This window comes from Cedecea neteri, assembly GCF_000757825.1.
Lineage (GTDB): Bacteria > Pseudomonadota > Gammaproteobacteria > Enterobacterales > Enterobacteriaceae > Cedecea > Cedecea selenatireducens.
The window spans coordinates 2,679,301-2,700,756 of sequence record NZ_CP009451.1 but is presented as its reverse complement, the minus strand read 5'-3'; the positions used below and the strand labels follow the sequence as shown (position 1 = coordinate 2,700,756).

The 21,456-nt window shown below is 56.9% G+C and carries 17 protein-coding genes; 7 read left to right on the top strand and 10 right to left on the bottom strand.

Annotated features, from left to right (window positions below):
* Positions 1-15: 15 nt before the first annotated feature.
* Positions 16-1,338: a xylose isomerase gene (xylA, locus tag JT31_RS12470; RefSeq protein ID WP_038483060.1), complete on the bottom strand. Its 1,323-nt coding sequence runs from the start codon at positions 1,336-1,338 to the stop codon at positions 16-18.
* A 371-nt stretch (positions 1,339-1,709) separates the two neighbouring features.
* Between xylA and xylF the strand changes: the two genes are divergently transcribed.
* The 4 genes from xylF (at position 1,710) to xylR (ending at position 6,743) form a co-directional block, all read left to right on the top strand.
* Positions 1,710-2,702, top strand: a complete 993-nt coding sequence (gene xylF / locus JT31_RS12465) for a D-xylose ABC transporter substrate-binding protein (RefSeq protein ID WP_038477433.1) — start codon at positions 1,710-1,712, stop codon at positions 2,700-2,702.
* 51 nt (positions 2,703-2,753) lie between these two features.
* Entirely contained in the window at positions 2,754-4,295 is a 1,542-nt protein-coding gene (locus JT31_RS12460) for a xylose ABC transporter ATP-binding protein (RefSeq protein ID WP_038477430.1), read from the top strand.
* A complete protein-coding gene (xylH, locus tag JT31_RS12455) occupies positions 4,273-5,454 on the top strand; it encodes a xylose ABC transporter permease XylH (protein WP_038477427.1) in 1,182 nt (393 codons plus the stop codon). Before JT31_RS12460 ends, xylH begins: the two co-directional genes overlap by 23 nt.
* Positions 5,455-5,564: 110 nt before the next feature.
* The gene (gene xylR, locus JT31_RS12450; protein WP_038477424.1) at positions 5,565-6,743 is read left to right on the top strand and encodes a D-xylose utilization transcriptional activator XylR; all 1,179 of its coding nucleotides are present in this window, start codon (positions 5,565-5,567) and stop codon (positions 6,741-6,743) included.
* A 61-nt stretch (positions 6,744-6,804) separates the two neighbouring features.
* Here xylR and JT31_RS12445 read toward each other — a convergent pair whose 3' ends face one another.
* Positions 6,805-7,641, bottom strand: a complete 837-nt coding sequence (locus tag JT31_RS12445) for a protein bax (RefSeq protein ID WP_038477421.1) — start codon at positions 7,639-7,641, stop codon at positions 6,805-6,807.
* Positions 7,642-7,988: 347 nt separating this feature from the next.
* On the opposite strand from JT31_RS12445, the gene JT31_RS12440 reads away from it, so the two are divergent.
* The 3 genes from JT31_RS12440 to avtA all read left to right on the top strand — a co-directional run bounded on the left by JT31_RS12440 (position 7,989) and on the right by avtA (position 12,944).
* The gene (locus tag JT31_RS12440) at positions 7,989-8,744 is read left to right on the top strand and encodes a hypothetical protein (RefSeq protein WP_038477418.1); all 756 of its coding nucleotides are present in this window, start codon (positions 7,989-7,991) and stop codon (positions 8,742-8,744) included.
* A 118-nt stretch (positions 8,745-8,862) separates the two neighbouring features.
* Positions 8,863-10,893, top strand: a complete 2,031-nt coding sequence (locus tag JT31_RS12435; RefSeq protein ID WP_038477415.1) for an alpha-amylase — start codon at positions 8,863-8,865, stop codon at positions 10,891-10,893.
* A 797-nt stretch (positions 10,894-11,690) separates the two neighbouring features.
* Positions 11,691-12,944 (top strand): valine--pyruvate transaminase, encoded by a 1,254-nt coding sequence (gene avtA, locus JT31_RS12425; protein ID WP_038477409.1) that lies wholly within the window; start codon positions 11,691-11,693, stop codon positions 12,942-12,944.
* A 39-nt stretch (positions 12,945-12,983) separates the two neighbouring features.
* On the opposite strand, the gene JT31_RS12420 is transcribed toward avtA, so the two are convergent.
* The 8 genes from JT31_RS12420 to JT31_RS12385 form a co-directional block, all read right to left on the bottom strand.
* Positions 12,984-14,006 carry a HoxN/HupN/NixA family nickel/cobalt transporter gene (locus JT31_RS12420; protein WP_038477407.1) on the bottom strand — a complete coding sequence of 341 codons (1,023 nt, stop codon included), beginning with the start codon at positions 14,004-14,006 and terminating at the stop codon, positions 12,984-12,986.
* The gene (gene hypF / locus JT31_RS12415; protein WP_038477404.1) at positions 13,984-16,242 is read right to left on the bottom strand and encodes a carbamoyltransferase HypF; all 2,259 of its coding nucleotides are present in this window, start codon (positions 16,240-16,242) and stop codon (positions 13,984-13,986) included. Before hypF ends, JT31_RS12420 begins: the two co-directional genes overlap by 23 nt.
* Positions 16,243-16,379: 137 nt before the next feature.
* Positions 16,380-18,530, bottom strand: coding sequence for a formate dehydrogenase subunit alpha (fdhF, locus tag JT31_RS12410; protein ID WP_038477401.1), 2,151 nt, complete (start codon positions 18,528-18,530; stop codon positions 16,380-16,382).
* 37 nt (positions 18,531-18,567) lie between these two features.
* Positions 18,568-19,113, bottom strand: coding sequence for an electron transport protein HydN (hydN, locus tag JT31_RS12405; RefSeq protein WP_008457677.1), 546 nt, complete (start codon positions 19,111-19,113; stop codon positions 18,568-18,570).
* Positions 19,114-19,258: 145 nt separating this feature from the next.
* On the bottom strand, positions 19,259-19,738 hold the full coding sequence (gene hycI, locus JT31_RS12400; protein WP_038477397.1) for a hydrogenase maturation peptidase HycI: 480 nt from the start codon (positions 19,736-19,738) through the stop codon (positions 19,259-19,261).
* Positions 19,731-20,141 (bottom strand): formate hydrogenlyase maturation HycH family protein, encoded by a 411-nt coding sequence (locus JT31_RS12395; protein WP_038477394.1) that lies wholly within the window; start codon positions 20,139-20,141, stop codon positions 19,731-19,733. Before JT31_RS12395 ends, hycI begins: the two co-directional genes overlap by 8 nt.
* Complete coding sequence (locus tag JT31_RS12390; RefSeq protein WP_038477391.1) at positions 20,141-20,905, bottom strand: NADH-quinone oxidoreductase subunit B family protein; 765 nt, start codon at positions 20,903-20,905, stop codon at positions 20,141-20,143. Before JT31_RS12390 ends, JT31_RS12395 begins: the two co-directional genes overlap by 1 nt.
* A complete protein-coding gene (locus tag JT31_RS12385; RefSeq protein WP_038477388.1) occupies positions 20,905-21,447 on the bottom strand; it encodes a formate hydrogenlyase complex iron-sulfur subunit in 543 nt (180 codons plus the stop codon). Before JT31_RS12385 ends, JT31_RS12390 begins: the two co-directional genes overlap by 1 nt.
* Positions 21,448-21,456 lie beyond the last annotated feature (9 nt).

Below are 21,456 nucleotides of genomic sequence, written 5' to 3'. Positions count from 1 at the left end.
GCGGCGCAGGCAAGTTTAGTTATCGAACAAATAGTGGTTAATCAGGTTTTCTAAAAGCTCCTGATGCCCGCTCTGATGCTGCGGGGCCAGCTTGTGCTGCTCAGCGTACTGCGCGAGCTGCGTGAGCGATATCTGACCTTTAAGAATTTGCTGGCCCAGCTCACTATTCCATCCGGCGTAACGTTTCGCGACGCGTTTATCCAGCTCACCATCCTCCACCATGCGGGCAGCAATTTTTAGCGCCAGTGCCATCGTATCCATGGCGCCGATATGGCCGTAGAACAGGTCATATTTATCGGTGCTCTGACGGCGCACTTTGGCATCGAAGTTCAGGCCACCGGTGGTGAATCCTCCGGCCTTCAGAATTTCATACATCACCAGCGCGTTTTCCTCAACGCTGTTCGGGAACTGATCGGTATCCCAACCCAGCTGTGGATCGCCACGGTTGGCATCGACCGAGCCAAAGATACCTAATGCAATCGCGCTGGCGATTTCGTGGTGGAAGGAGTGACCAGCCAGCGTCGCGTGGTTCGCCTCGATGTTGACCTTTATCTCTTTTTCGAGACCAAACTGCTTCAGGAAGCCGTAAACGGTCGCAACGTCGTAATCATACTGATGCTTGGTTGGCTCCTGCGGCTTCGGCTCGATAAGCAGCGTGCCGCGAAAACCGATTTTATGCTTGTGCTCAACGACCATTTGCATGAAGCGGCCAATCTGCTCGCGCTCCTGCCGTAGGTCGGTATTCAACAGGGTTTCATAGCCTTCGCGCCCGCCCCACAGCACATAGTTTTCCCCGCCTAATTGATGCGTGGCGTTCATTGCCGTCACGACCTGCGTCGCCGCCCAGGTGAACACTTCGGGATCGGGATTCGTTGCCGCCCCGGCGCCGTAGCGCGGGTGAGTGAAGCAGTTAGCGGTGCCCCACAGCAGCTTCACGCCGCTTTCCTGTTGTTTTTGCGCCAGGACTTCCGTCATCTGCGCGAAATTGTTCAGGTATTCCTTCAGAGAAGCGCCTTCCGGTGAAACGTCGACGTCATGGAAACAGTAATACGGCACGCCAAGTTTCTGGAAAAACTCAAACGCCACGTCAGCCTTGCGCTTCGCCAGCGCCAGTGCGTCTCCAGCCTGCTGCCACGGGCGTTCAAATGCCCCCACGCCGAACATGTCCGCCCCCGTCCAGCAGAATGTGTGCCAGTAGCAGGCCGCAAAACGCAGGTGCTCTTCCATGCGTTTCCCAAGAATTAATGCATCCGGGTTGTAGTGACGAAACGCCAGTGGGTTGGTGGTTTTCGGGCCTTCAAAACGCACGCGGTCGAGTTGGTCGAAATAAGCTTGCATAATTAACTCCGTCATCAGGAAACAGCGGTCAGGATATTGAGTTATTTCATCCTGAATTCTCCCTGGCGGTTGCTCAATTACGTTATTTCACTCTGGGGTTAAGAGAATACCCAAATGTGCGTCACCTCGCAAAAAACCACTAAAATAATAAAAAAATATCGCGCAACGCCTTCCATAAATGAGTGCAACAGGCCGTCAATTCAATATTAAATTAGATCGCCATCATATTTTTACGATTAAACAAAAAAACATAACGCGAAGATAAAAATCTGTAATTGATGGTCACGCCTATACGGATAACAATCTACAGGGTCTGCTGATATGAATCATTCTTTACTCCTATAAGCCATTTCCCCTACAGGTAAAATAATATGAAGATAAAGAACCTCTTACTCACGCTATGCGCCTCACTCATTCTTACCAGCGTAAGCGGTATCGCCAAAGAAGTGAAAATCGGTATGGCGATAGACGACCTGCGCCTGGAGCGTTGGCAAAAAGATCGCGATATTTTTGTAAAAAAGGCGGAATCCTTAGGGGCAAAAGTGTTTGTCCAGTCCGCCAACGGTAACGAAGAAACGCAGATGTCGCAAATTGAAAACATGATCAATCGCGGCGTTGATGTATTAGTTATTATTCCTTACAACGGCCAGGTATTAAGCAACGTGGTCGCAGAAGCGAAACGCGAAGGCATTAAAGTGCTCGCCTACGATCGCATGATTAATAATGCCGACATTGATTTTTATATTTCTTTCGATAATGAAAAAGTCGGTGAATTACAGGCTAAAAGCATTGTAAGCAAAGTGCCTCAAGGTAATTATTTTTTGATGGGCGGTTCGCCGGTGGATAATAATGCGAAATTATTCCGCGCCGGGCAGATGAAAGTATTAAAACCTTATATTGATGAAGGAAAAATTAAAGTCGTCGGCGATCAGTGGGTTGACGGCTGGTTGCCGGAAAACGCGCTGAAAATTATGGAAAACGCTCTGACAGCGAATAATAACAAGATTGATGCGGTCGTGGCGTCTAACGATGCCACGGCAGGCGGTGCTATCCAGGCACTAAGCGCGCAAGGACTGGCCGGGAAAGTCGCGATTTCGGGTCAGGATGCTGACCTGGCGGGCATTAAACGTATTATTGCCGGCACCCAAACGATGACCGTCTATAAACCCATTACCAAACTGGCAAATACCGCCGCTGAAATTGCCGTCGAATTAGGCGAAGGCAAGCAGCCAGCCACGGATGCCAGCTTAAATAATGGCCTGAAGGATGTTCCATCCCGCCTCTTAACCCCTATTGAGGTGGAAAAAAACAATATCGACAGCACCGTTATCGCCGACGGTTTCCACAAAAAGAGCGACCTGTAGCCGACGGGCCCGCGCGCTTGCGGGCCTTCTCGCTCAACCGGAGGAGAGCTTATGCCTCATTTGTTGGAAATGAAAAACATCACCAAAGCCTTTGGCACGGTGAAAGCCGTGGATAACGTGAGCCTGACTCTTGAAGCCGGGGAAGTGATGTCGCTGTGTGGCGAAAACGGCTCGGGCAAATCCACGCTAATGAAAGTGCTGTGCGGTATTTACCCCCACGGCAGTTACGACGGTGAAATCTGGTTTGCGGGAGAGCTGCTGCAGGCAGGCCATATTCGCGACACCGAGCGAAAAGGGATCGCCATCATTCATCAGGAACTGGCGCTGGTTAAGCATCTTACGGTTCTGGAAAACATTTTCCTGGGGGCAGAGATTACGCATCGCGGCCTGCTCGACTTCGACACCATGACGCTTCGCTGCCAGAAGCTGCTTGCCCAGGTGAACCTGTCTCTTTCCCCGGATACGCGCGTGGGGGATTTAGGTCTTGGTCAGCAGCAACTGGTGGAGATCGCCAAGGCGCTGAACAAGCAGGTCAGGCTGCTGATTCTGGACGAACCCACCGCTTCGCTCACCGAACAGGAAACCGCCGTGCTGCTCGGGATTATTCGCGACCTGCAGGCTCACGGCATCGCCTGTATTTATATTTCCCACAAGCTCAATGAAGTAAAAGCCATTTCAGACACCATCTGCGTTATTCGCGACGGGCAGCCCATCGGTACTCGTGAAGCTAAGCAGATGAGCGAGGACGACATCATTACGATGATGGTAGGGCGGGAACTGACGGCGCTTTACCCTAACGAGCCGCACCAAACCGGCGACGAGATCCTGCGCGTGGAGCAACTGACCGCATGGCACCCGGTCAACAGACACATTAAGCGTGTAAACGATGCCTCTTTTTCCCTACGCAAAGGGGAAATTCTGGGTATTGCCGGGCTGGTCGGGGCCGGAAGAACCGAGGCGGTTCAGTGCCTGTTTGGCGTCTGGCCAGGCCGCTGGGAGGGCAGAGTCTATATCGACGGTCAGCAAGTGCATATCAATACCTGCCAGCAAGCGATTGCCCATGGCATTGCTATGGTGCCGGAAGATCGTAAAAAAGACGGCATCGTGCCGGTGATGGCCGTGGGGCAAAACATCACCCTTGCCGCATTAAGTCAGTTCTCTGGGGTATTGAGCAGCCTGGACGAGGCTCAGGAGCAAAACTGCATGCTGCAGTCGCTCAAGCGTCTGAAGGTTAAAACCTCATCGCCTGACCTGGCCATTGGCCGCCTCAGCGGTGGGAATCAGCAAAAAGCTATTCTTGCCCGCTGTCTGCTGCTTAATCCACGCATTCTGATACTCGATGAACCCACGCGAGGCATCGACATAGGCGCGAAGTACGAAATCTACAAACTTATTAATCAGCTGGTGCAGCAGGGGATTGCCGTCATTGTCATCTCCTCTGAATTACCGGAAGTGCTCGGCCTGAGCGACCGCGTGCTGGTCATGCATGAGGGCCGCATTAAAGCCGATTTGATTAACCACAATCTGACCCAGGAAAAGGTCATGGAAGCCGCCCTGAGGAGTGACCCCCATGTCGAAAAGCAATTTGTCTGAACTGAAACTGACGCCACCAGGCCGGGCCTTGCCTGGGGCGCTAAAATCGCTGAATCTGCAGGTTTTTGTCATGATTGCCGCTATTGCCGTCATCATGCTGTTCTTTACCTGGCAGACGGAGGGGGCTTATTTGAGCGCCCGCAACGTGTCTAACCTGCTGCGGCAAACGGCGATTACCGGCATCCTGGCCGTCGGCATGGTGTTTGTCATTATCTCGGCCGAAATCGACCTCTCGGTGGGCTCAATGATGGGGCTGCTCGGCGGCGTGGCGGCCATTTTTGACGTCTGGCTTGGCTGGCCATTGCCGCTCACGATTGTCGTCACGCTGGCCCTGGGTCTGGTCCTCGGAGCGTGGAACGGATGGTGGGTTGCCTATCGCAAGGTCCCGTCGTTTATCGTCACGCTCGCGGGCATGCTGGCGTTTCGCGGCATTCTTATCGGCATTACCAATGGCACCACGGTGTCGCCGACCAGCAGCGCAATGTCGCAAATCGGGCAAAGCTATCTGTCAGGCGGCATCGGCTTCACCGTGGGCGTGCTGGGGCTGATGGCCTTTATTGCCTGGCAGTGGCGGCTTCGCATACGCCGCCAGGCGCTCGGCCTTGCTGCGCCGGCATCGGGCGGCGTTGTTGGCCGTCAGGCGATCACCGCCGTGGTCGTGCTCGGTGCAATCTGGCTGCTGAACGATTATCGCGGCGTTCCGACGCCGGTGCTGCTCCTTGCTCTGCTGCTGCTCGCCGGGATGTTTATGGCCACCCGCACCGCGTTTGGTCGCCGTATTTACGCCATCGGCGGCAATATCGACGCGGCGCGGCTGTCGGGGATAAACGTTGAACGCACCAAGCTGGCGGTATTTGCGATAAACGGCCTGATGGTGGCGATTGCCGGGCTGATCCTAAGCTCACGCCTCGGCGCGGGTTCACCTTCCGCCGGTAATATCGCCGAACTGGATGCCATTGCCGCCTGCGTCATCGGTGGAACCAGCCTGGCGGGCGGCATCGGCAGCGTCGCCGGGGCGGTCATGGGGGCGTTTATTATGGCCTCTTTGGACAACGGCATGAGCATGATGGACGTGCCCACCTTCTGGCAGTACATCGTGAAAGGGGCCATTTTGCTGCTGGCGGTATGGATGGATTCCGCGACCAAACGCCGGGCCTGATGCGCAAGCGGCGCAAAACGTGCAAACGGTCACAATGCCGGGGCGACGTTCCCCGGCTGGCACGCGGCTGTGGTATTCAGGCATCTGGCTAGCTACGGGAAACTATCAGCATGTTTGAGAAACGTCATCGCATCACGCTGTTATTCAACGCCAATAAAGTCTATGACCGGCAGGTGGTCGAAGGCGTGGGGGAATATTTGCAGGCGTCTCAATCGGAGTGGGACATTTTTATCGAAGAAGACTTTCGCGCCCGCATCGATAACATCAAAGAGTGGCTGGGCGACGGCGTGATTGCCGATTTTGACGATCGGGAAATTGAACGCCTTCTGGAAGGCGCCGAAGTCCCGATTGTGGGCGTTGGTGGCTCCTACCACTCGCCGGAGCATTATCCGCCGGTCCACTATATCGCCACCGACAACCATGCGCTGGTAGAAAGCGCTTTTCTGCACCTGAAAGAGAAAGGCGTCCAGCGCTTTGCTTTCTATGGGCTTCCCGGCTCGAGCGGCAAGCGTTGGGCCACAGAGCGCGAGCACGCTTTTCGACAGCTGGTTGCGAAGGAGAAGTACCGGGGCGTGGTTTATCAGGGCATCGAAACGGCGCCAGAGAACTGGCAGCACGCACAGAATCGCCTCGCCGACTGGGTACAAACGCTGCCGCCGCAAACCGGTATTATTGCGGTAACGGACGCTCGAGCCCGCCACCTGCTGCAGGTCTGCGAGCATCTGCATATTCCCGTCCCGGAAAAGCTGTGCGTGATCGGCATCGATAACGAGGAACTGACCCGCTATTTATCGCGGGTGGCGCTTTCGTCGGTGGCGCAGGGCACGCGCCAGATGGGCTATCAGGCCGCCAAACTGCTGCACCGCCTGCTGGACCACGAAAACCTGCCGCTGCAGCGCGTGCTGGTGCCGCCGGTCAGGGTTGTGGAGCGCAGCTCTACGGATTATCGCTCGCTGCATGACCCGGCGGTGATCCAGGCCATGCACTACATTCGCAATCACGCCTGCAAAGGCATAAAAGTCGAACAGGTGCTGGATGCGGTGGGGATCTCGCGCTCAAACCTGGAGAAACGTTTTAAGGAAGAAGTGGGAGAGACGATTCACGCGGTGATTCATGCGGAGAAACTGGAAAAGGCAAGAAGCCTGCTTATCTCAACGTCTTTATCTATCAATGAAATATCACAGATGTGTGGCTACCCGTCTTTGCAATATTTCTATTCGGTATTTAAAAAAGAGTACGACGCCACGCCAAAAGAGCATCGCGATAGATTTAGCGAAATTTTAGTTTAAAGCCATAAATAACAATGCCCTCCGAAGAGGGCATTGTTTAATTTCATTCAGACAATGAAAATTAATTCGGCAGCATGAAACGCTGGTTACTCTGATACATCGCGAACAGGAAATTATTATAGCTGGAGCCTCGGGTTGAATACCCTTTCAGCTTATGGATCATATTGTTGGCCGTCACTTCCTGATCCGCTTTACGCAGCTTAGCGCGCTCTTTACGGAATGAAGAATAGGCCGGATGGGTATTCAGATTCGCCACGTACGCATTAACGCCTTCATTCACAGAACCGTAATGCAGGTAGCCTTTGACCTTGCCCGGCTCGCTGTTGCAGTGGCGCCTGGTACACTTCATGCCAAACAGGTTGTTGTTGCTGCGGGCAAGCTTAGAAGTCCCCCAGCCGCTTTCCGCCGCCGCCATCGTCGCCACCATATTGGTAGGGATAATGTCGACTTTCTCCAGCAGGGTGTTCCACGGCACGCGGTTGGTGTTGCCGCGCCATGCTACCTTATACCGCTGGGTGATTTCTTTCAGGCGTGTGCGCTCACTCGGCGACCAACGCTTCTCGTACTGTTTTGAAATCAACCAGTTACGATCGGCAGTTATCACTGCATTTTGGCGGGTAATATATGGCATGACCGTCCGGAGAAACGCTTTTTTCCTTGGTGTCCCGGAAGGGTATTTTCGCAAATCAGGAAGCGAACCATTTTCACTATTGCGAGAATACTCTTTTTTACTACTTGCCAGCTTACTACTTACCGCTTTTTTACTGCTTACTTTCGTTATATGGGCCTTGCTGTGCGATTTAGGCTCATGTTTACTGGCGAACGCGTGACTTGAAAAGCCCACGGTCAGCAGCATGAGTATCGCGGCCCCGAATCGTCGGAATGGGGGTGATATCATTAGCTCTCCTGGTCGGATCGATCGTTTCCAGTGCCTTATTTTTTAAAAGGTTTTAGAAAAATAGGTGCGAATTATATCAAAATTAACCGCTCAGAGCACCTTTAGAAATAGTACTATTCCGAAACAATGTCACCTATGAACTTCTTATAGTGATAAAAAGTATTGTAAAATTCGGGAGTTAATCACAGTTCATGATGCAGGAAAAAAATGAACTGCTGAGGGCTGTTCCCGCGTTTAGAGAGTGAGATTATTGGTTATATTTTTAAGGTGGCGGCGGCAATAACCTGGCAGAGGTGCAACCGGGGTTAAGGCGCTCAAATAACATTTGATACAGGAAAACTGGCAACATGAGCCTGGTGCAGAACCTGATAAAAAAAGCCTTTGCGACGGCGAATGCCAACGAAGCCGCCAGCTTCCTGGCCAGCGCATGCAACCGCATGAAATCGCATAACAAAGAGCAGATTCAGGCCGAGGTTAGCGCGGCATTAGTCAACGTTAATCTTGTTCGCATCAGTGAAAAACCGCCGCAGACCAAAACGGTTTACCAGGACTCGCCGGAAACCCTCCGTCGCCTGAAAGACGCAGAATCTCTCTCTGCCAGCCTGCTTGCCCAGTTGCGTGAAGCCCAGCAGCGTTCCGCTCAGGGCGACACAGCAGAAACCACCACCCGCCTGCACAGGTATGAAAAACAGGTCGCAGAACTCCAGAAAGCGCTGAATATCAGCCAGGAAATGCACCTCAAAGAATCAGCCCTGGTACGCAGCGTGATGCAGCGGGAAATTGACGAGCTTAAAAGCCTGCTAAACCGCCAGAAAGAGTCCGGGTCCGGGCTGGCGGAGACTCACCAACGCGAAAAAAACGAGCTGTATCAGCGCCTGGAAGCCGCGGACGAGCTGATAAAAACCCAGCAGGAGGCGCGCTACAAAGCGGAAGAGGAAGTCACCCAGCTACACGAAAAGCTGGCAAACCTTCAGGCAGATAACCACTACAGTTTTGAGCAGTGTGAAACCCTGAACGCCAGGCTCACCAAAACGATCGATGAGCTACTGGCCACCCGCAATACGCTGACCGCGCACTTCGGCCACTGGCTGACGAATAAATAAAAACGTTAACGCCGTCACTCACCCTTGCGGCTCCACCCTGCATAACGTAGGCGCAGGATGAGCGCCCTCCGTCTGAACGGTGGCAAACTGCGCAATAAATCCCCACAGGATGATGCGTATGAAACGGTTCTCTCTCTGTCTTTTACTCACGCCTTACCTCGCTTACGCAGGCTGGACCGCACCGGGACTTCCTGCTTTTCAGGAAACGGGTCCGGGCCAGTTCATCAGCACCGCTCATCTGGCCAAAGGCTCGCTGCCGCTTAATCTGAAGCTAGATAACCAATGCTGGCAGCCTGCAGAAACCATCAAGCTTAATCAGGCTCTTTCACTCAGGCCGTGCTCAGGCGATGCGCCTGCGTGGCGACTTTTCCGAGCCGGAGAATACCAGGCACAGATAGATACCCGCAGCGGTACCCCCACGCTGATGCTCAGCATTAAGCCCGAGGCCAGCAGCCAGCCTCAACAGACGGTGGCGCAGTGCCCTAAATGGGATGGAAAGCCACTCACCGTCGACGTTAGCAGTACTTTCCCGGAAGGTTCACTGGTGCGTGATTTCTACAGCGGAGGCACGGCAAAAGTTGAGCAAGGCCATATCACGCTGATGCCTGCCGCCGGAAGCGACGGTTTATTGCTGCTGGAATCCGCAGCCGTAGAAAAACCAGCGCCGTTTAGCTGGCACAATGCGACGGTCTACTTCGTTCTGACCGATCGTTTTGAAAACGGCAACCCTGCAAACGACAGCAGCTATGGCCGCCACAAAGACGGAATGCAGGAGATAGGCACCTTCCACGGAGGCGACCTCGCGGGGCTCACCAGCAGGCTGGATTACCTGCAGCAGCTTGGTGTTAACACGCTCTGGATAAGCTCCCCGCTGGAGCAAATTCACGGCTGGGTGGGCGGCGGCACCAAAGGCGACTTCCCACACTACGCCTACCACGGTTACTACACCCTGGACTGGACGAAGCTTGACGCCAACATGGGTAACGAAGCCGAGCTCCGCAAACTGGTGGATGAAGCCCACAGGCGCGGGATCCGCATTCTGTTTGACGTTGTCATGAACCACACAGGCTATGCGACGCTCGCCGACATGCAGGAGTACCAGTTTGGCGCGCTGTATCTCAAAGGGGAGGAACTCAGGAAAACGCTCGGCGAGCGCTGGACTGACTGGAAGCCAGCGGCGGGCCAAAGCTGGCACAGCTTTAACGACTACATCAACTTTAGCGACAAAGCCGCGTGGGATAAGTGGTGGGGCAAGGCCTGGATCAGAACGGACATTGGCGATTACGACAACCCTGGCTTCGACGACTTAACTATGTCGCTCGCCTTCTTGCCCGATTTGAAAACCGAAGCGACCGCTCCGGCAGAACTCCCGATATTTTACCGCCACAAGCCCGATACCGCCGCGAAGGTGATACCTGGCTACACCGTTCGCGACTACCTGAGCCACTGGCTTAGCCAATGGGTACGTGACTATGGCATTGATGGTTTCAGGGTAGATACCGCAAAACACGTTGAAAAAGCGGCCTGGCAGCAATTAAAAATGCAGTCCAGTGCGGCATTAGCCGAATGGAAGCAGGCCAACCCGGACAAAAAAATCGATGATGCACCGTTCTGGATGACGGGCGAAGCCTGGGGCCACGGCGTGATGAAAAGCGATTACTACGCGAACGGCTTCGACGCGATGATCAACTTCGACTACCAGGAGCAGGCGGCCAAAGCGGTGGAATGCCTGGCCACGATTGCCCCCACATGGCAACAAATGTCGGACAAACTCCAGCACTTCAACGTGCTGAGCTACCTGTCCTCCCACGACACCCGCCTGTTCCGGGAAGGGGGACAAAAAGCGGCGGAGCTGCTGTTGCTCACGCCAGGCGCGGTACAGATTTTCTACGGCGATGAAACGCAAAGACCGTTTGGCCCAACGGGGTCTGACCCGCTGCAGGGCACCCGCTCGGACATGAACTGGCCGGACGCCACAAGCAAGCAGGCCGCAACGCTTGCCCACTGGCAGACGCTGGGCCAGTTCCGCGCCCGCCATCAGGCCATCGGCGCAGGAAAACAAACGACGTTAAGCGTCAAACAGGGCTATGCCTTTAGCCGGGTCAGCGGCAATGACAAGGTGATGGTGGTGTGGGCGGGGAATCGATAGTCGTCATATCGACTATTTAAGTTCGGCTAAGGTTCCGTTCACTTCCAGTTCGGTTTCATATGTCACCACCGAACCGGTGAACGACTCGGGGAAGTCACCGTCACTTCCCCGAGACCCCGGACTCCCGGCCAAATAAATCGACCGCTAAAGCGGCAGACCTCCGTTTTATCTCCCAGTCCTGGGTCGGCTGAGATGCGTTCCAGACGCTCTCAGCCTCCGGCCGTTCCCGACGTCCGGACCCTGGCCAGTCGGAGAGAAAACGGAGGCGATTTAAGCCGGAACCGTGCCTCGCTTTTTGTTCCCAGCCACGCTGAACATCACTGTCGCTTCAAGACTTACAGCCACTCCCTTGTTCCCGGCTCTCATCGCCCCCGGTTATGACCCAACTCAGGCGGGGTTGAGCTGCCGGGAGCAGCGAAAGAGAGCGATCGTCGGGAACGAATCGGGAACGACCACGAATGTTTGGGTGATAGCCGGTGGGTTTACCGCTTTAGCGGCGATGAGCTCGCCGGGCGCCGGGGCTGTTCGGGGGATGGCGTTATCCCCCGGACACGTTCACCGTGCGCTGAAAGTGCAGGGGAAGCAGATCTCAAGGTGAACGGAACTTCATCCGTTTTCCCATAGAAAATATCATATGAGCCAGCATCAATGATGCCGCCGCCATTCAACATATCCTGCTACACAGCACGAATCCCACAGCATATTCACCAACAGTGGCCAGGCTTACCGGGTTTGCACGGCGTTATTTGTAGCGCTATGGTTAGCCTCTTTTCAAAAGCATTCAGCAGACCCACGTTATGACGTTTTCACTTTTCGGCGACAAATTTACCCGCCATGCAGGCATTACCCGCCTGATGGAGGATCTCAACGACGGCCTGCGCACGCCCGGCGCCATCATGCTTGGCGGCGGTAACCCTGCGCAAATCCCGGCGATGAACGACTACTTCCAGCAGCTGCTTTCCGAGATGCTGGCCAGCGGCAAACTGACCGACACGCTATGCAACTACGACGGTCCGCAGGGGAAAAGTGAACTGCTAAAATTGCTTGCCGGAATGCTGCGCGATGAACTGGGTTGGGACATCGAACCACAGAATATTGCACTAACCAACGGCAGTCAGAGCGCGTTTTTCTACTTGTTTAACCTTTTCGCCGGACGTCATGCGGATGGCCGCACCAAAAAGGTGCTTTTCCCGCTGGCGCCGGAGTACATCGGCTACGCGGATGCCGGGCTTGAAGAAGATCTGTTTGTCTCCACTCGCCCGAACATCGAACTGCTGCCAGAAGGCCAGTTTAAGTACCACGTTGACTTCGAACATCTGCATATCGGCGAAGATACCGGCATGATTTGCGTATCACGCCCGACTAACCCGACCGGCAACGTGATAACCGATGAAGAGCTAATGAAGCTGGACGCGCTGGCCAACCAGCACGGTATTCCGCTGGTTATCGATAACGCTTACGGCGTACCGTTCCCCGGCATTATCTTTAGCGAAGCCCGCCCGCTGTGGAACCCGAACATCATCCTGTGCATGAGCCTGTCCAAGCTCGGCCTGCCGGGCAGCCGCTGCGGAATCATTATCGCGAACGAGAAAATCATCTCCGCGATCGGCAACATGAACGGCATTATCAGCCTGGCGCCGGGCGGGATTGGCCCGGCTATGGCCTGCGAAATGATTAAGCGTAACGATCTGCTGCGCCTGTCCGAGACGGTTATCAAGCCGTTCTACTACCAGCGCGTGCATGAAACTATCGCCGTTATTCGCCGCTACCTGTCGCCGGAGCGCTGCCTGATTCACAAACCGGAAGGCGCTATCTTCCTGTGGCTGTGGTTTAAAGACCTGCCTATCACCACCGAACTGCTGTACCAGCGCCTGAAAAAGCGCGGCGTGCTGATGGTGCCGGGCGATTACTTCTTCCCAGGCCTGGATAAGCCGTGGCCGCACACTCACCAGTGCATGCGCATGAACTATGTGCCGGAGCCAGAAAAAATTGAGGCGGGGGTGAAAATCCTGGCCGAAGAGATTGAGCGAGCCTGGGCGGAAGCCGGGTAACGAGCAGCAATAGAAAACGGGGCTCAAGGCCCCGTTTTTTTATCTCACCACTAAAGCGTCGTACCCTTTCCAGCGGTAGTTCAGCATCGAAATTCCCCAGCAGGCGATAAACAGCCCGACGACGACAAATCCTGCGTTGCCGAGGTTATCGTTGAGCGCGCCAACCCACGACCAGATACCGTCCTCAAGCCCGAACTTGTCCGCCAGCAGGCCCAGCGCCTCGAGGCCGCCGATAAACAACGCCACCACCACAGAAGTGCCGGTAATCGTCATGTTGTAGTAAAGCTTGCGCTGCGGCTTGTTGAAGGCCCAGCCGTAAGCGCCAACCATAATCACGTTGTCGAGGGTATCCACCAGCGCCATGCCGCTGGCAAACAGCGCCGGGAACACCAGAATCGACCAGATAGACATCCCGCTGGACGCGCTGGCGGCAGAAATGCCCAGCACGCCGATTTCGGTGGCGGTATCAAAGCCCAGGCCGAACAGGAAACCGACCAGATACATGTGCCAGCTTTTGCCGATCAGGCGGAAAACGGAGTTAAACAGCCAGCTCATCATGCCGCCGCCGGTCATTTCCGTCGCGTCTGCCGCCAGCGGCTCGCCGCGTTTAAGCTGGCGGAAGTTGCGCCACACGCCGCGTAAAATAACGAGGTTCACCAGCGCCATCGCCAGCAGGAAGCAGGCAGAAACGGCGGTGCCGATAACGCCGCCAACGTCGTGGAACCAGTCCATTTTTTGCTGGAAAGCCGCCGCCGTGGCCGCAATGGCGACAGAAGCCAGAATCACAATGCTGGAGTGGCCCAGCGAGAACCAGGCCCCCACGCCAAACGGGCGCTTTCCCTGCTGCATCATTTTGCGGGTCACGTTATCAATCGCGGCAATATGATCGGCATCTACCGCGTGGCGCAGGCCATAGCACCAGGCCAGCAGGCTTGCCGCCATCAGCGCCGAGCTGTGGTTAAACGCCACCAGAGCCCAGGCCCATGCGGCAAAGTTGGCCGCCACTAAAATCGCCAGCAGCAGGCCGGCTCGTGGATTGTCACGAAGAACACGCATTAACATCTTTTTTATCCTTGTGGTGATTCAAATAGCGGGCAGCGGCAACCACTGCCTGCCCCAGGGAAAGCGCCCCGTCGCCGGCCGGAAGCCGCATCGGGAAGAGAGTTTTAAAATCGGAGAGGTAGAACGCGAGACGCTCGCGCAGCAGACGGTTGTGCAGCACGCCGCCACAACAGGCCACGTTGGTTACGCCGGTCAGCAACGCATGATGGCGAACCAGCTCAGCAAGCCCTTTCGCCAGCGCATCGTGGAAGGCCCAGGCCCGCGCGCCGTCCTCGACCTGCCAGCCAAACCACTGCCGCCAGAACGCCGCGAAATCGAGATGACCGTTCACCAACGGCAGCGTGACCGGATGCGAACAGGGGCCCGCCTCCAGCGCCAGCACCTCAAGGCGGCAGGCGGCTTCGCCTTCGTAGCTTTGCTGCCAGGGCGCGCAGTTAAGCGCGGCGGCAACCGCATCAAACAGACGTCCGCAAGAAGAGGCCAACGGAGCGTTAACCCCGCGTGACACGGCTCTAGCCAGCGGCTGCCAGTTCTGCGCCCTGATAGCTTCCGTTTCGGGATAGCGCTGCCAGCCGGGCACAAACGCCTCGCATTGCGCCAGCAGGTTGCGCCACGGCTGCACGGCCGCCAAATCGCCACCCGGTAGAGCCACGGCAGGCAGTCCGCCAAGGTGTACGCAGCGGCGGTAATTCACCAGCAGGCATTCCCCGCCCCAAATCTTGCCGTCCTCACCATAGCCAATGCCGTCCAGCGCGAGGGCAATCACCTTGCCGCCGTTCAGCGGCCAGCCGTGTTCGGCCAGGCAGGCCGCCGCGTGGGCGTGGTGATGCAGCACTTCGCTGACCGGCAGCGCCATTTCACGCCCCAGCTGCGAGCTGCAGTAGCCGGGGTGAGCGTCGAGCGCGACATGTTCAGCTGTAAAGCCGTAGATCTCGCTCATCAGCGCCAGCGAACGCTGCCATTGAGCCTCCACGCCTTCCTGAGCCAGATCGCCAAGGTGCTGGCTGAGCACCGCCTGCCCGCCGCGAACCAGGCAGAAGGTATTTTTAAGATCGCCGCCCAGCGCCAGAATCGGCGGCAGGTCTTTAAAGCCCGCAGGCAAAGGCAGTGCATCGGGCACAAAGCCCCGTGCACGACGCAGCATTTCGCCGCTGGGGCGCACAACGGAGTCGTCCATGCGCTGAAGAATGTCGCGGTTATGCAGCAGAAAGCCGTCGGCAATAGCCTCAAGATCCTGAAGAGCCTGGGCATTATCAACAGCTGGCGGTCTGCCGTTCAGGTTTCCGGAGGTCATCACCAGCGGGCCGCCGAAGTCCTGCGCCAGCAGGTGCTGGAGGGGATTGGCGGGCAACATCACGCCGATTTCATTCCGCCCCGGCGCTACGGCAGCGCTCAGCCCATGCAGGCAGTTGCTTGCCACCAGCACTACCGGCGCAGCGGGAGTTGAAAGCAGCGCCACGGCCTGCTCGGGCAGCCCTTCGGTCGTAGCAATCATCACCGCCAGCGGTTTGGCAGGCCGCTGCTTACGCGCCCGGAGGCGTTCAACGGCGGCATCGTTACGGGCATCCACGGCAAGATGAAAACCGCCGAGGCCTTTCACCGCAACGATTTTGCCCTCGTGCAGCGCGGCAACGGCCTGTGCAAGCGCCAGCTCGCCCTCGAGTCGTTGCTCTCCCTGCTGCCAGAAAATCTGCGGCCCGCAGTCCGGGCAGGCTACCGGCTGAGCGTGAAAACGCCTGTCCATCGGGTTGCGATATTCCTCATCGCAAGCCTTACAGAGCGGAAACGCCGCCATCACCGTGGACGGACGGTCATAAGGCATCGCGCGGATGATGGTGAAGCGCGGCCCACAGTGGGTGCAATTGATAAACGGGTAGCGGTATCTGCGGTCGGCGGGATCGTTCAGCTCACGCAGGCATTCGGGGCAGGTGGCGGCATCCGGCACGATTTGGGTGTCCATCGCGCCGCTGCCGCTGTGGCGAATGCTAAAGTCCGCAGGCAAAACGTCCCAGGTCATGGGCTGCTGCACCACGCTGTCGATGCGAGCCAGCGGCGGGCAATGTGCGTAAAGCTCGCCCAGAAACGCTTCCGGGCTGGCCTCCAGGCGAACCACAACACCTTCGCCGTCGTTGCAGACGTCGCCCACCAGCTTAAGGCGCTGTGCGATTTGCCAGACAAACGGGCGAAAGCCAACGCCCTGCACTTTGCCGCGAATGCGGAGTACGGTGCCCCTCACCCTAACCCTCTCCCCATAGGGGCGAGGGGACAGATCGAGTTCAACCACAGCTTCTCCCATTTCTGAACGAGGAGAGACATCAGACTCAGATCTTCCCCCTATCCCTTCGAGGGAGAGGGCCGGGGTGAGGGTAAAAATCACGCTTCCACCGCCTCGCGCAGCCGCGCCTTCATGCTGTTGTAGGTCGTTTGCGCGTAGTTCTCGGCCCAGGCCTGATCCTCAATCGCGCTAACCTTCACCGCGCAATACTTGGTTTCCGGCGTTTTGGAGATCGGGTCGAGATTATCCTGCGTCAGTTCGTTACAGGCGCCAATCCACCACTGATAGGTCATGTAGACGGAGCCTTTGTTAATGCGATCGCTCACGTCGGCTCGGCTGATAACCTTGCCGCGACGCGAACTTACCCAAACCATCTGCCGGTCTTTAATACCTAACGCATCCGCATCCAGCGGGTTGATTTGCACAAAGCCGGGCTCGTCGGCGAGAGTTTGCAGCGCGGCACAGTTGCCGGTCATCGAGCGGCAGGAGTAATGCCCGACCTCACGCACGGTGCAAAGCACCAGCGGGTAGCTGTCGTCGGGAACTTCGGCTGGCGCGCGCCATGCGGCGGCAAACAGCTGACCTTTGCCTGTCGGCGTGTCGAATTTGCTCCCCTTGTAGAGATACGGCGTGCCGGGATGATCGAGCGTCGGGCAGGGCCACTGCACGTGCCCCATATCGCCCATTTTTTCGTAGGTTACGCCGTAAAACAGCGGGCACAGTTCGCGCAGCTCATCCCAGATTTGCTGGTTGTTTTCGTAGCGCATCGGGTAGCCCATCGCCGTCGAAAGCAGGCTGATGATTTCCCAGTCGCGCTTCACGTTGTACTTCGGCTCAATCGCTTTTTCAAAACGCTGGAAGCCCCGGTCGGCGCAGGTAAAGACGCCGCCGTGCTCGCCCCATGAGGTCGCCGGCAGCAGCACGTCCGCCACTTCGGCCGTTTTAGTCATGAAGATGTCCTGCACCACCACGAAGTCGAGCGCCTCAAACCCTTTGCGCACCAGGCCCAGGTCCGCTTCGGTCTGGAGCGGATCCTCGCCCATGATGTAATAGGCTTTAACCTTGCCCTCTATCGCCAGGTGCGGCACTTCGGTAATACGCACGCCAACTTTGTCATCCATCACCGCCGGGTCGATGCCCCAGGCTTTGGCAAACTTCGCGCGAACCTCGGGATCGACCACATCCTGGTAGCCGGGGAACTGGTTAGGCAGCACGCCCATATCGCAGGCGCCCTGCACGTTGTTCTGTCCGCGTACCGGACCAACGCCGACGTTTTCGCGGCCCAGATTGCCGGTGAGCAGCGCCAGGCTGGACAGTCCTTTAACCACGTCTACAGCCTGGCCAAACTGGGTCACGCCCATGCCCCACATGATGGTGGCAGAAGGGGCCGCCGCAAATGTACGCATCGCCTGGCGAACCTGCTGCGCGGGAATGCCGGTCAGGTGCTCGACGTCCTCTGGCGCATACCCCTTCACGGTTTCGCGGTAGGCATCCAGCCCTTCGGCATATTTGGCGACGTACTCTTTGTCGTACAGCTGCTCTTCCAGCAGCACGTAGCCAAAGGCGTTTACCAGCGCCATGTTGCAGCCGTTTTTGATTTGCAGATGCTGGTCGGCAATGCGGGCGGTTTCAATGCGGCGCGGATCGCAGACGATAATTTTGGCGCCGTTGCTTTTGGCCTTAATTACCCGGCGCGCCACGATAGGATGCGAGTCGGCGCAGTTGTAGCCCACCACCAGCAGGCATTTGGAGTTTTCGATATCGCCGATGGAGTTGCTCATCGCCCCGTTACCCAGCGTCGCCTGCAGCCCGGCAACGGAAGGGCCATGGCACACGCGGGCGCAGCAGTCGACGTTGTTAGTATTCAGTACCGCGCGGGCGAATTTCTGCATCACGAAGTTGGTTTCGTTCCCCGTTCCGCGCGAGGAACCGGTGGTCATAATGGCGCGTGGGCCAAACTGCTCTTTGATCGCCTTCAGGCGCGCAGCGGTATAGCTAATCGCCTCTTCCCAGCTGACAGGCTGCAGCTTGCCGCCCTTCTCGTAGCGGATCATCGGCTGCGTAAGACGAGGGGTCAGCAGCTTGGTGTCGTTAAGAAAATCCCAGCCGTAGTAGCCTTTCAGGCAGAGTTCGTTTTGGTTAGTCACGCCCTCGGCCGCTTCGGCGCGAATGATTTTGTTGTTCTCGACGACCAGTTTCAGTTTGCAGCCTGCGCCACAGTAAGGGCAGACGCTGGTAATTTTTTTCATCAGTAACAGACCTGTTAAAAGTTGAAATGCATAGGGATTAGAAGGTCAGGGCCGCAGGGGCATCTAACGCGGCGCGGCGACGTTTTTCCGCGCTCATTTGTTCCAGCCGGTTACGGTCAACGCACAGAATGGCGTTGGTCGGACAGGCTTCCAGACAGGCCGGGCCAGCCTCGCGGTGGTAGCAAAGGTCACATTTGTTGGCCTCGGCTTTTTCCGCCATCACGTTCAGCCCGGCACCGCTGTTGCGGATCACCGGCCGCACGACGACCTCCATCGCGCCATAAGGGCAGGCGACGACGCAGGTTTTGCAGCCGATGCAGCGTTCCTGCATCACGTGCACAAAGCCCTGGTCCCGGCTGATGGCGCCGTTAGGGCAGACGTTCGCGCAGGGCGCGTCCTCGCACTGGCGGCACATGGTGGCCGTAGATACGTTCACGCCTTTGATGACGTGAATGCGCGGCAAGAAAGTTTGTGGGGTCAGCGCCGAGCAGTCCTGGTTCTCCTGGTGGGAGACGACGCAGGCCACCTCACAAGTGCGACAGCCGATGCATTTGCTCGAATCGGCAATGATGAAGCGGTTCATCATAAACTCCTGCAATAAGTGTGTTATCGCAGGGGCTTATTCACAAACCGTGCCAGAAATTAAAAACCAATAATTTCAATGCATTGAATTGAAAGGATCAATAAAAGTAGATGACATCGACACTAATGACGATGTCATTAGTGACTTACAGACCTTCTGTTTCTTCCGCCGTCAGCTGGGCATACCCACCGTAACCGGACCACGTCGCCAGCCGCTGGTAAACCTGCTCCACTGCCGCTTTCACCGCCTCCGTCATCGGATAGTAAAAACCGACGATATCCGGCTGAATGCCGAGGAACACCACTTCGCCGACATCCTCTTGAAGCTGATCGACCAGATAATTAAGCGGCATGTTGTGGGTGGTCATCATAAACATCTCGGCGATGTCGTCCGGGTCGATGACGCGGATCTCGCCGGGATTGAGCATCATGTCGGTGGCATCGACAATCAGCAGCAGTTCCGGGTGCAGTTCGCGAATAGCAACCACGTCGTTTTCCGGCGCGCTGCCGCCGTCGATCACCACCCAGTCGCCCTGCGGAGAAGCCTGACACTTCTCGGCCAGCAGCGGGCCAGCCCCGTCGTCACCCATCATGCTGTTGCCTACGCAAAGCAGTACCTTAGTCATAGCGTCTCCTTACCATCAGGTAGATGGCGGGTTCTTGTTGAATGGCCTGCAGCATGTCGAGCAGCGCCTGGCTCCAGCCCTGCTGTTCAGCCGTTTGCGTCGGCTTAGCGGCATCAAACGCGCGGGCCAGCATCACCACGTGGTTCTGGTCGATAACGATTTCACCGTAGCGCGGCACGCCGTTCATTTTGCGCCGGGCCTCGCCGTCGGCCTCAAGCGTAGCTATCCACGCCTGATAAGCTTCAAGCGGGCAAACCAGGCTCTCTTTCAGGCAGTCGATCACCCCCAAATGGTGGCCAATCGCCAGGCTGTAGTAGACCACCTGCTGGGCGTCAGCCGGGGTGTTGTCGTTCTCGTCGACAAACTTGCGGCTGAGCTGACAGAACACCACCGACTCGCTCATTACGCGCGCTCCTGATGAACCAGATGCTCAAGGTTAGTGACGATTTCCGTCAGGCGTGGGTCGTTTTCCGCGCTCAGCCATTGCTGAACAGCATCGCCTCCGGCCGTCAGGTTAGTCATGTAGCTGTCGGCAATCTGGCGACCATAGCGGTAGCCCGCCAGGCGGCGAGCGGCGCGATCGATGCGCACGCGCAGCGGCTGCACCATATCCGGATGCAGGATTTTTGCCGGTTCTACGTCCAGCTCGCTTGCCGGGCGGGCGTGAATTTTTTGCTCCAGCAGGCCAAGCGCCATCGCGAAGCCGTACAGCGTGGCGGCTGGGGTTGGCGGGCAGCCAGGGATGTAAACGTCGACCGGTACGATTTTGTCGGTGCCGCCCCACACGCAGTAAAGGTCGTGGAAAATCCCACCGCTGTTGCCGCAGGCGCCGTACGAGATACAGATTTTAGGATCGGGTGCCGATTCCCAGGCACGCAGCGCCGGAGAGCGCATCGCGCGGGTTACCGCGCCGGTAAACAGCAAAATATCGGCATGGCGCGGTGACGGAACAACTTTAATGCCAAAACGTTCTGCATCGAACAGCGGCGAAAGCGTAGCGAAAATCTCGATTTCACAGCCGTTACAGCCGCCGCAGTCCACGCGATAAACGTAGGCGGAGCGTTTGATGTTTTTCAGCAGCGACGCCTTCATGCTGGCGATAGATTCGTCCACCGTCATCGGCACCGGAATGCCATTGTGGTCGCGCGGCCCCAGTAGGTTACTCATTAGCTGGCCTCTCTCATCTGACGGCTAAAGTCGATCCGGTCGGACGACACCAGGCTTTGCTGGCGCTTGCAGTCCGGGCAGGTTTCAAATGCCCCACGGCGGCTTTCCGCGCGGGAATCGCCGTTGTGCTCAAGCAGCGCAATGGCGTAGTCGATCTCTTTTTGCACGGCGAACGGACGGCCACACTCGCGGCAGTTGCACAGCGGGAAGCTGGCCTGCTGCAGGAAGTCGGCTTTATTCCATACCGCCAGCTCGTACTGCTGCGAAAGCTTGATGGCGGCAGTCGGGCAAACCTCTTCGCAGCGCCCGCAGAAGATGCAGCGCCCGAGGTTAAAGCTCCACTGCAGTTGCCCGGCGGCAAGATCGGTCTCAACGCTCAGCGCATTGGACGGGCAGGCGTTAACGCAGGCGGCACAGCCGATGCACTGCTGCGGGTTGTGCTCGGGCTTGCCGCGAAAATTCGGGTCCACGGCAATGGGCTGGAGCGGATAAGACTCGGTTGCCACGCCGCCCTTGATGGCTTTTTTGATGAAGTTAAACATGCGTTTTCC

Bases quoted from the DNA above. Each gene is read 5' to 3' on its own strand.
- xylA (WP_038483060.1), bottom strand. From the start codon at position 1,338: ATGCAAGCTTATTTCGACCAACTCGACCGCGTGCGTTTTGAAGGCCCG.
- xylF (WP_038477433.1), top strand. From the start codon at position 1,710: ATGAAGATAAAGAACCTCTTACTCACGCTATGCGCCTCACTCATTCTT.
- JT31_RS12460 (WP_038477430.1), top strand. From the start codon at position 2,754: ATGCCTCATTTGTTGGAAATGAAAAACATCACCAAAGCCTTTGGCACG.
- xylH (WP_038477427.1), top strand. From the start codon at position 4,273: ATGTCGAAAAGCAATTTGTCTGAACTGAAACTGACGCCACCAGGCCGG.
- xylR (WP_038477424.1), top strand. From the start codon at position 5,565: ATGTTTGAGAAACGTCATCGCATCACGCTGTTATTCAACGCCAATAAA.
- JT31_RS12445 (WP_038477421.1), bottom strand. From the start codon at position 7,641: ATGATATCACCCCCATTCCGACGATTCGGGGCCGCGATACTCATGCTG.
- JT31_RS12440 (WP_038477418.1), top strand. From the start codon at position 7,989: ATGAGCCTGGTGCAGAACCTGATAAAAAAAGCCTTTGCGACGGCGAAT.
- JT31_RS12435 (WP_038477415.1), top strand. From the start codon at position 8,863: ATGAAACGGTTCTCTCTCTGTCTTTTACTCACGCCTTACCTCGCTTAC.
- avtA (WP_038477409.1), top strand. From the start codon at position 11,691: ATGACGTTTTCACTTTTCGGCGACAAATTTACCCGCCATGCAGGCATT.
- JT31_RS12420 (WP_038477407.1), bottom strand. From the start codon at position 14,006: ATGTTAATGCGTGTTCTTCGTGACAATCCACGAGCCGGCCTGCTGCTG.
- fdhF (WP_038477401.1), bottom strand. From the start codon at position 18,530: ATGAAAAAAATTACCAGCGTCTGCCCTTACTGTGGCGCAGGCTGCAAA.
- hydN (WP_008457677.1), bottom strand. From the start codon at position 19,113: ATGAACCGCTTCATCATTGCCGATTCGAGCAAATGCATCGGCTGTCGC.
- hycI (WP_038477397.1), bottom strand. From the start codon at position 19,738: ATGACTAAGGTACTGCTTTGCGTAGGCAACAGCATGATGGGTGACGAC.
- JT31_RS12395 (WP_038477394.1), bottom strand. From the start codon at position 20,141: ATGAGCGAGTCGGTGGTGTTCTGTCAGCTCAGCCGCAAGTTTGTCGAC.
- JT31_RS12390 (WP_038477391.1), bottom strand. From the start codon at position 20,905: ATGAGTAACCTACTGGGGCCGCGCGACCACAATGGCATTCCGGTGCCG.
- JT31_RS12385 (WP_038477388.1), bottom strand. From the start codon at position 21,447: ATGTTTAACTTCATCAAAAAAGCCATCAAGGGCGGCGTGGCAACCGAG.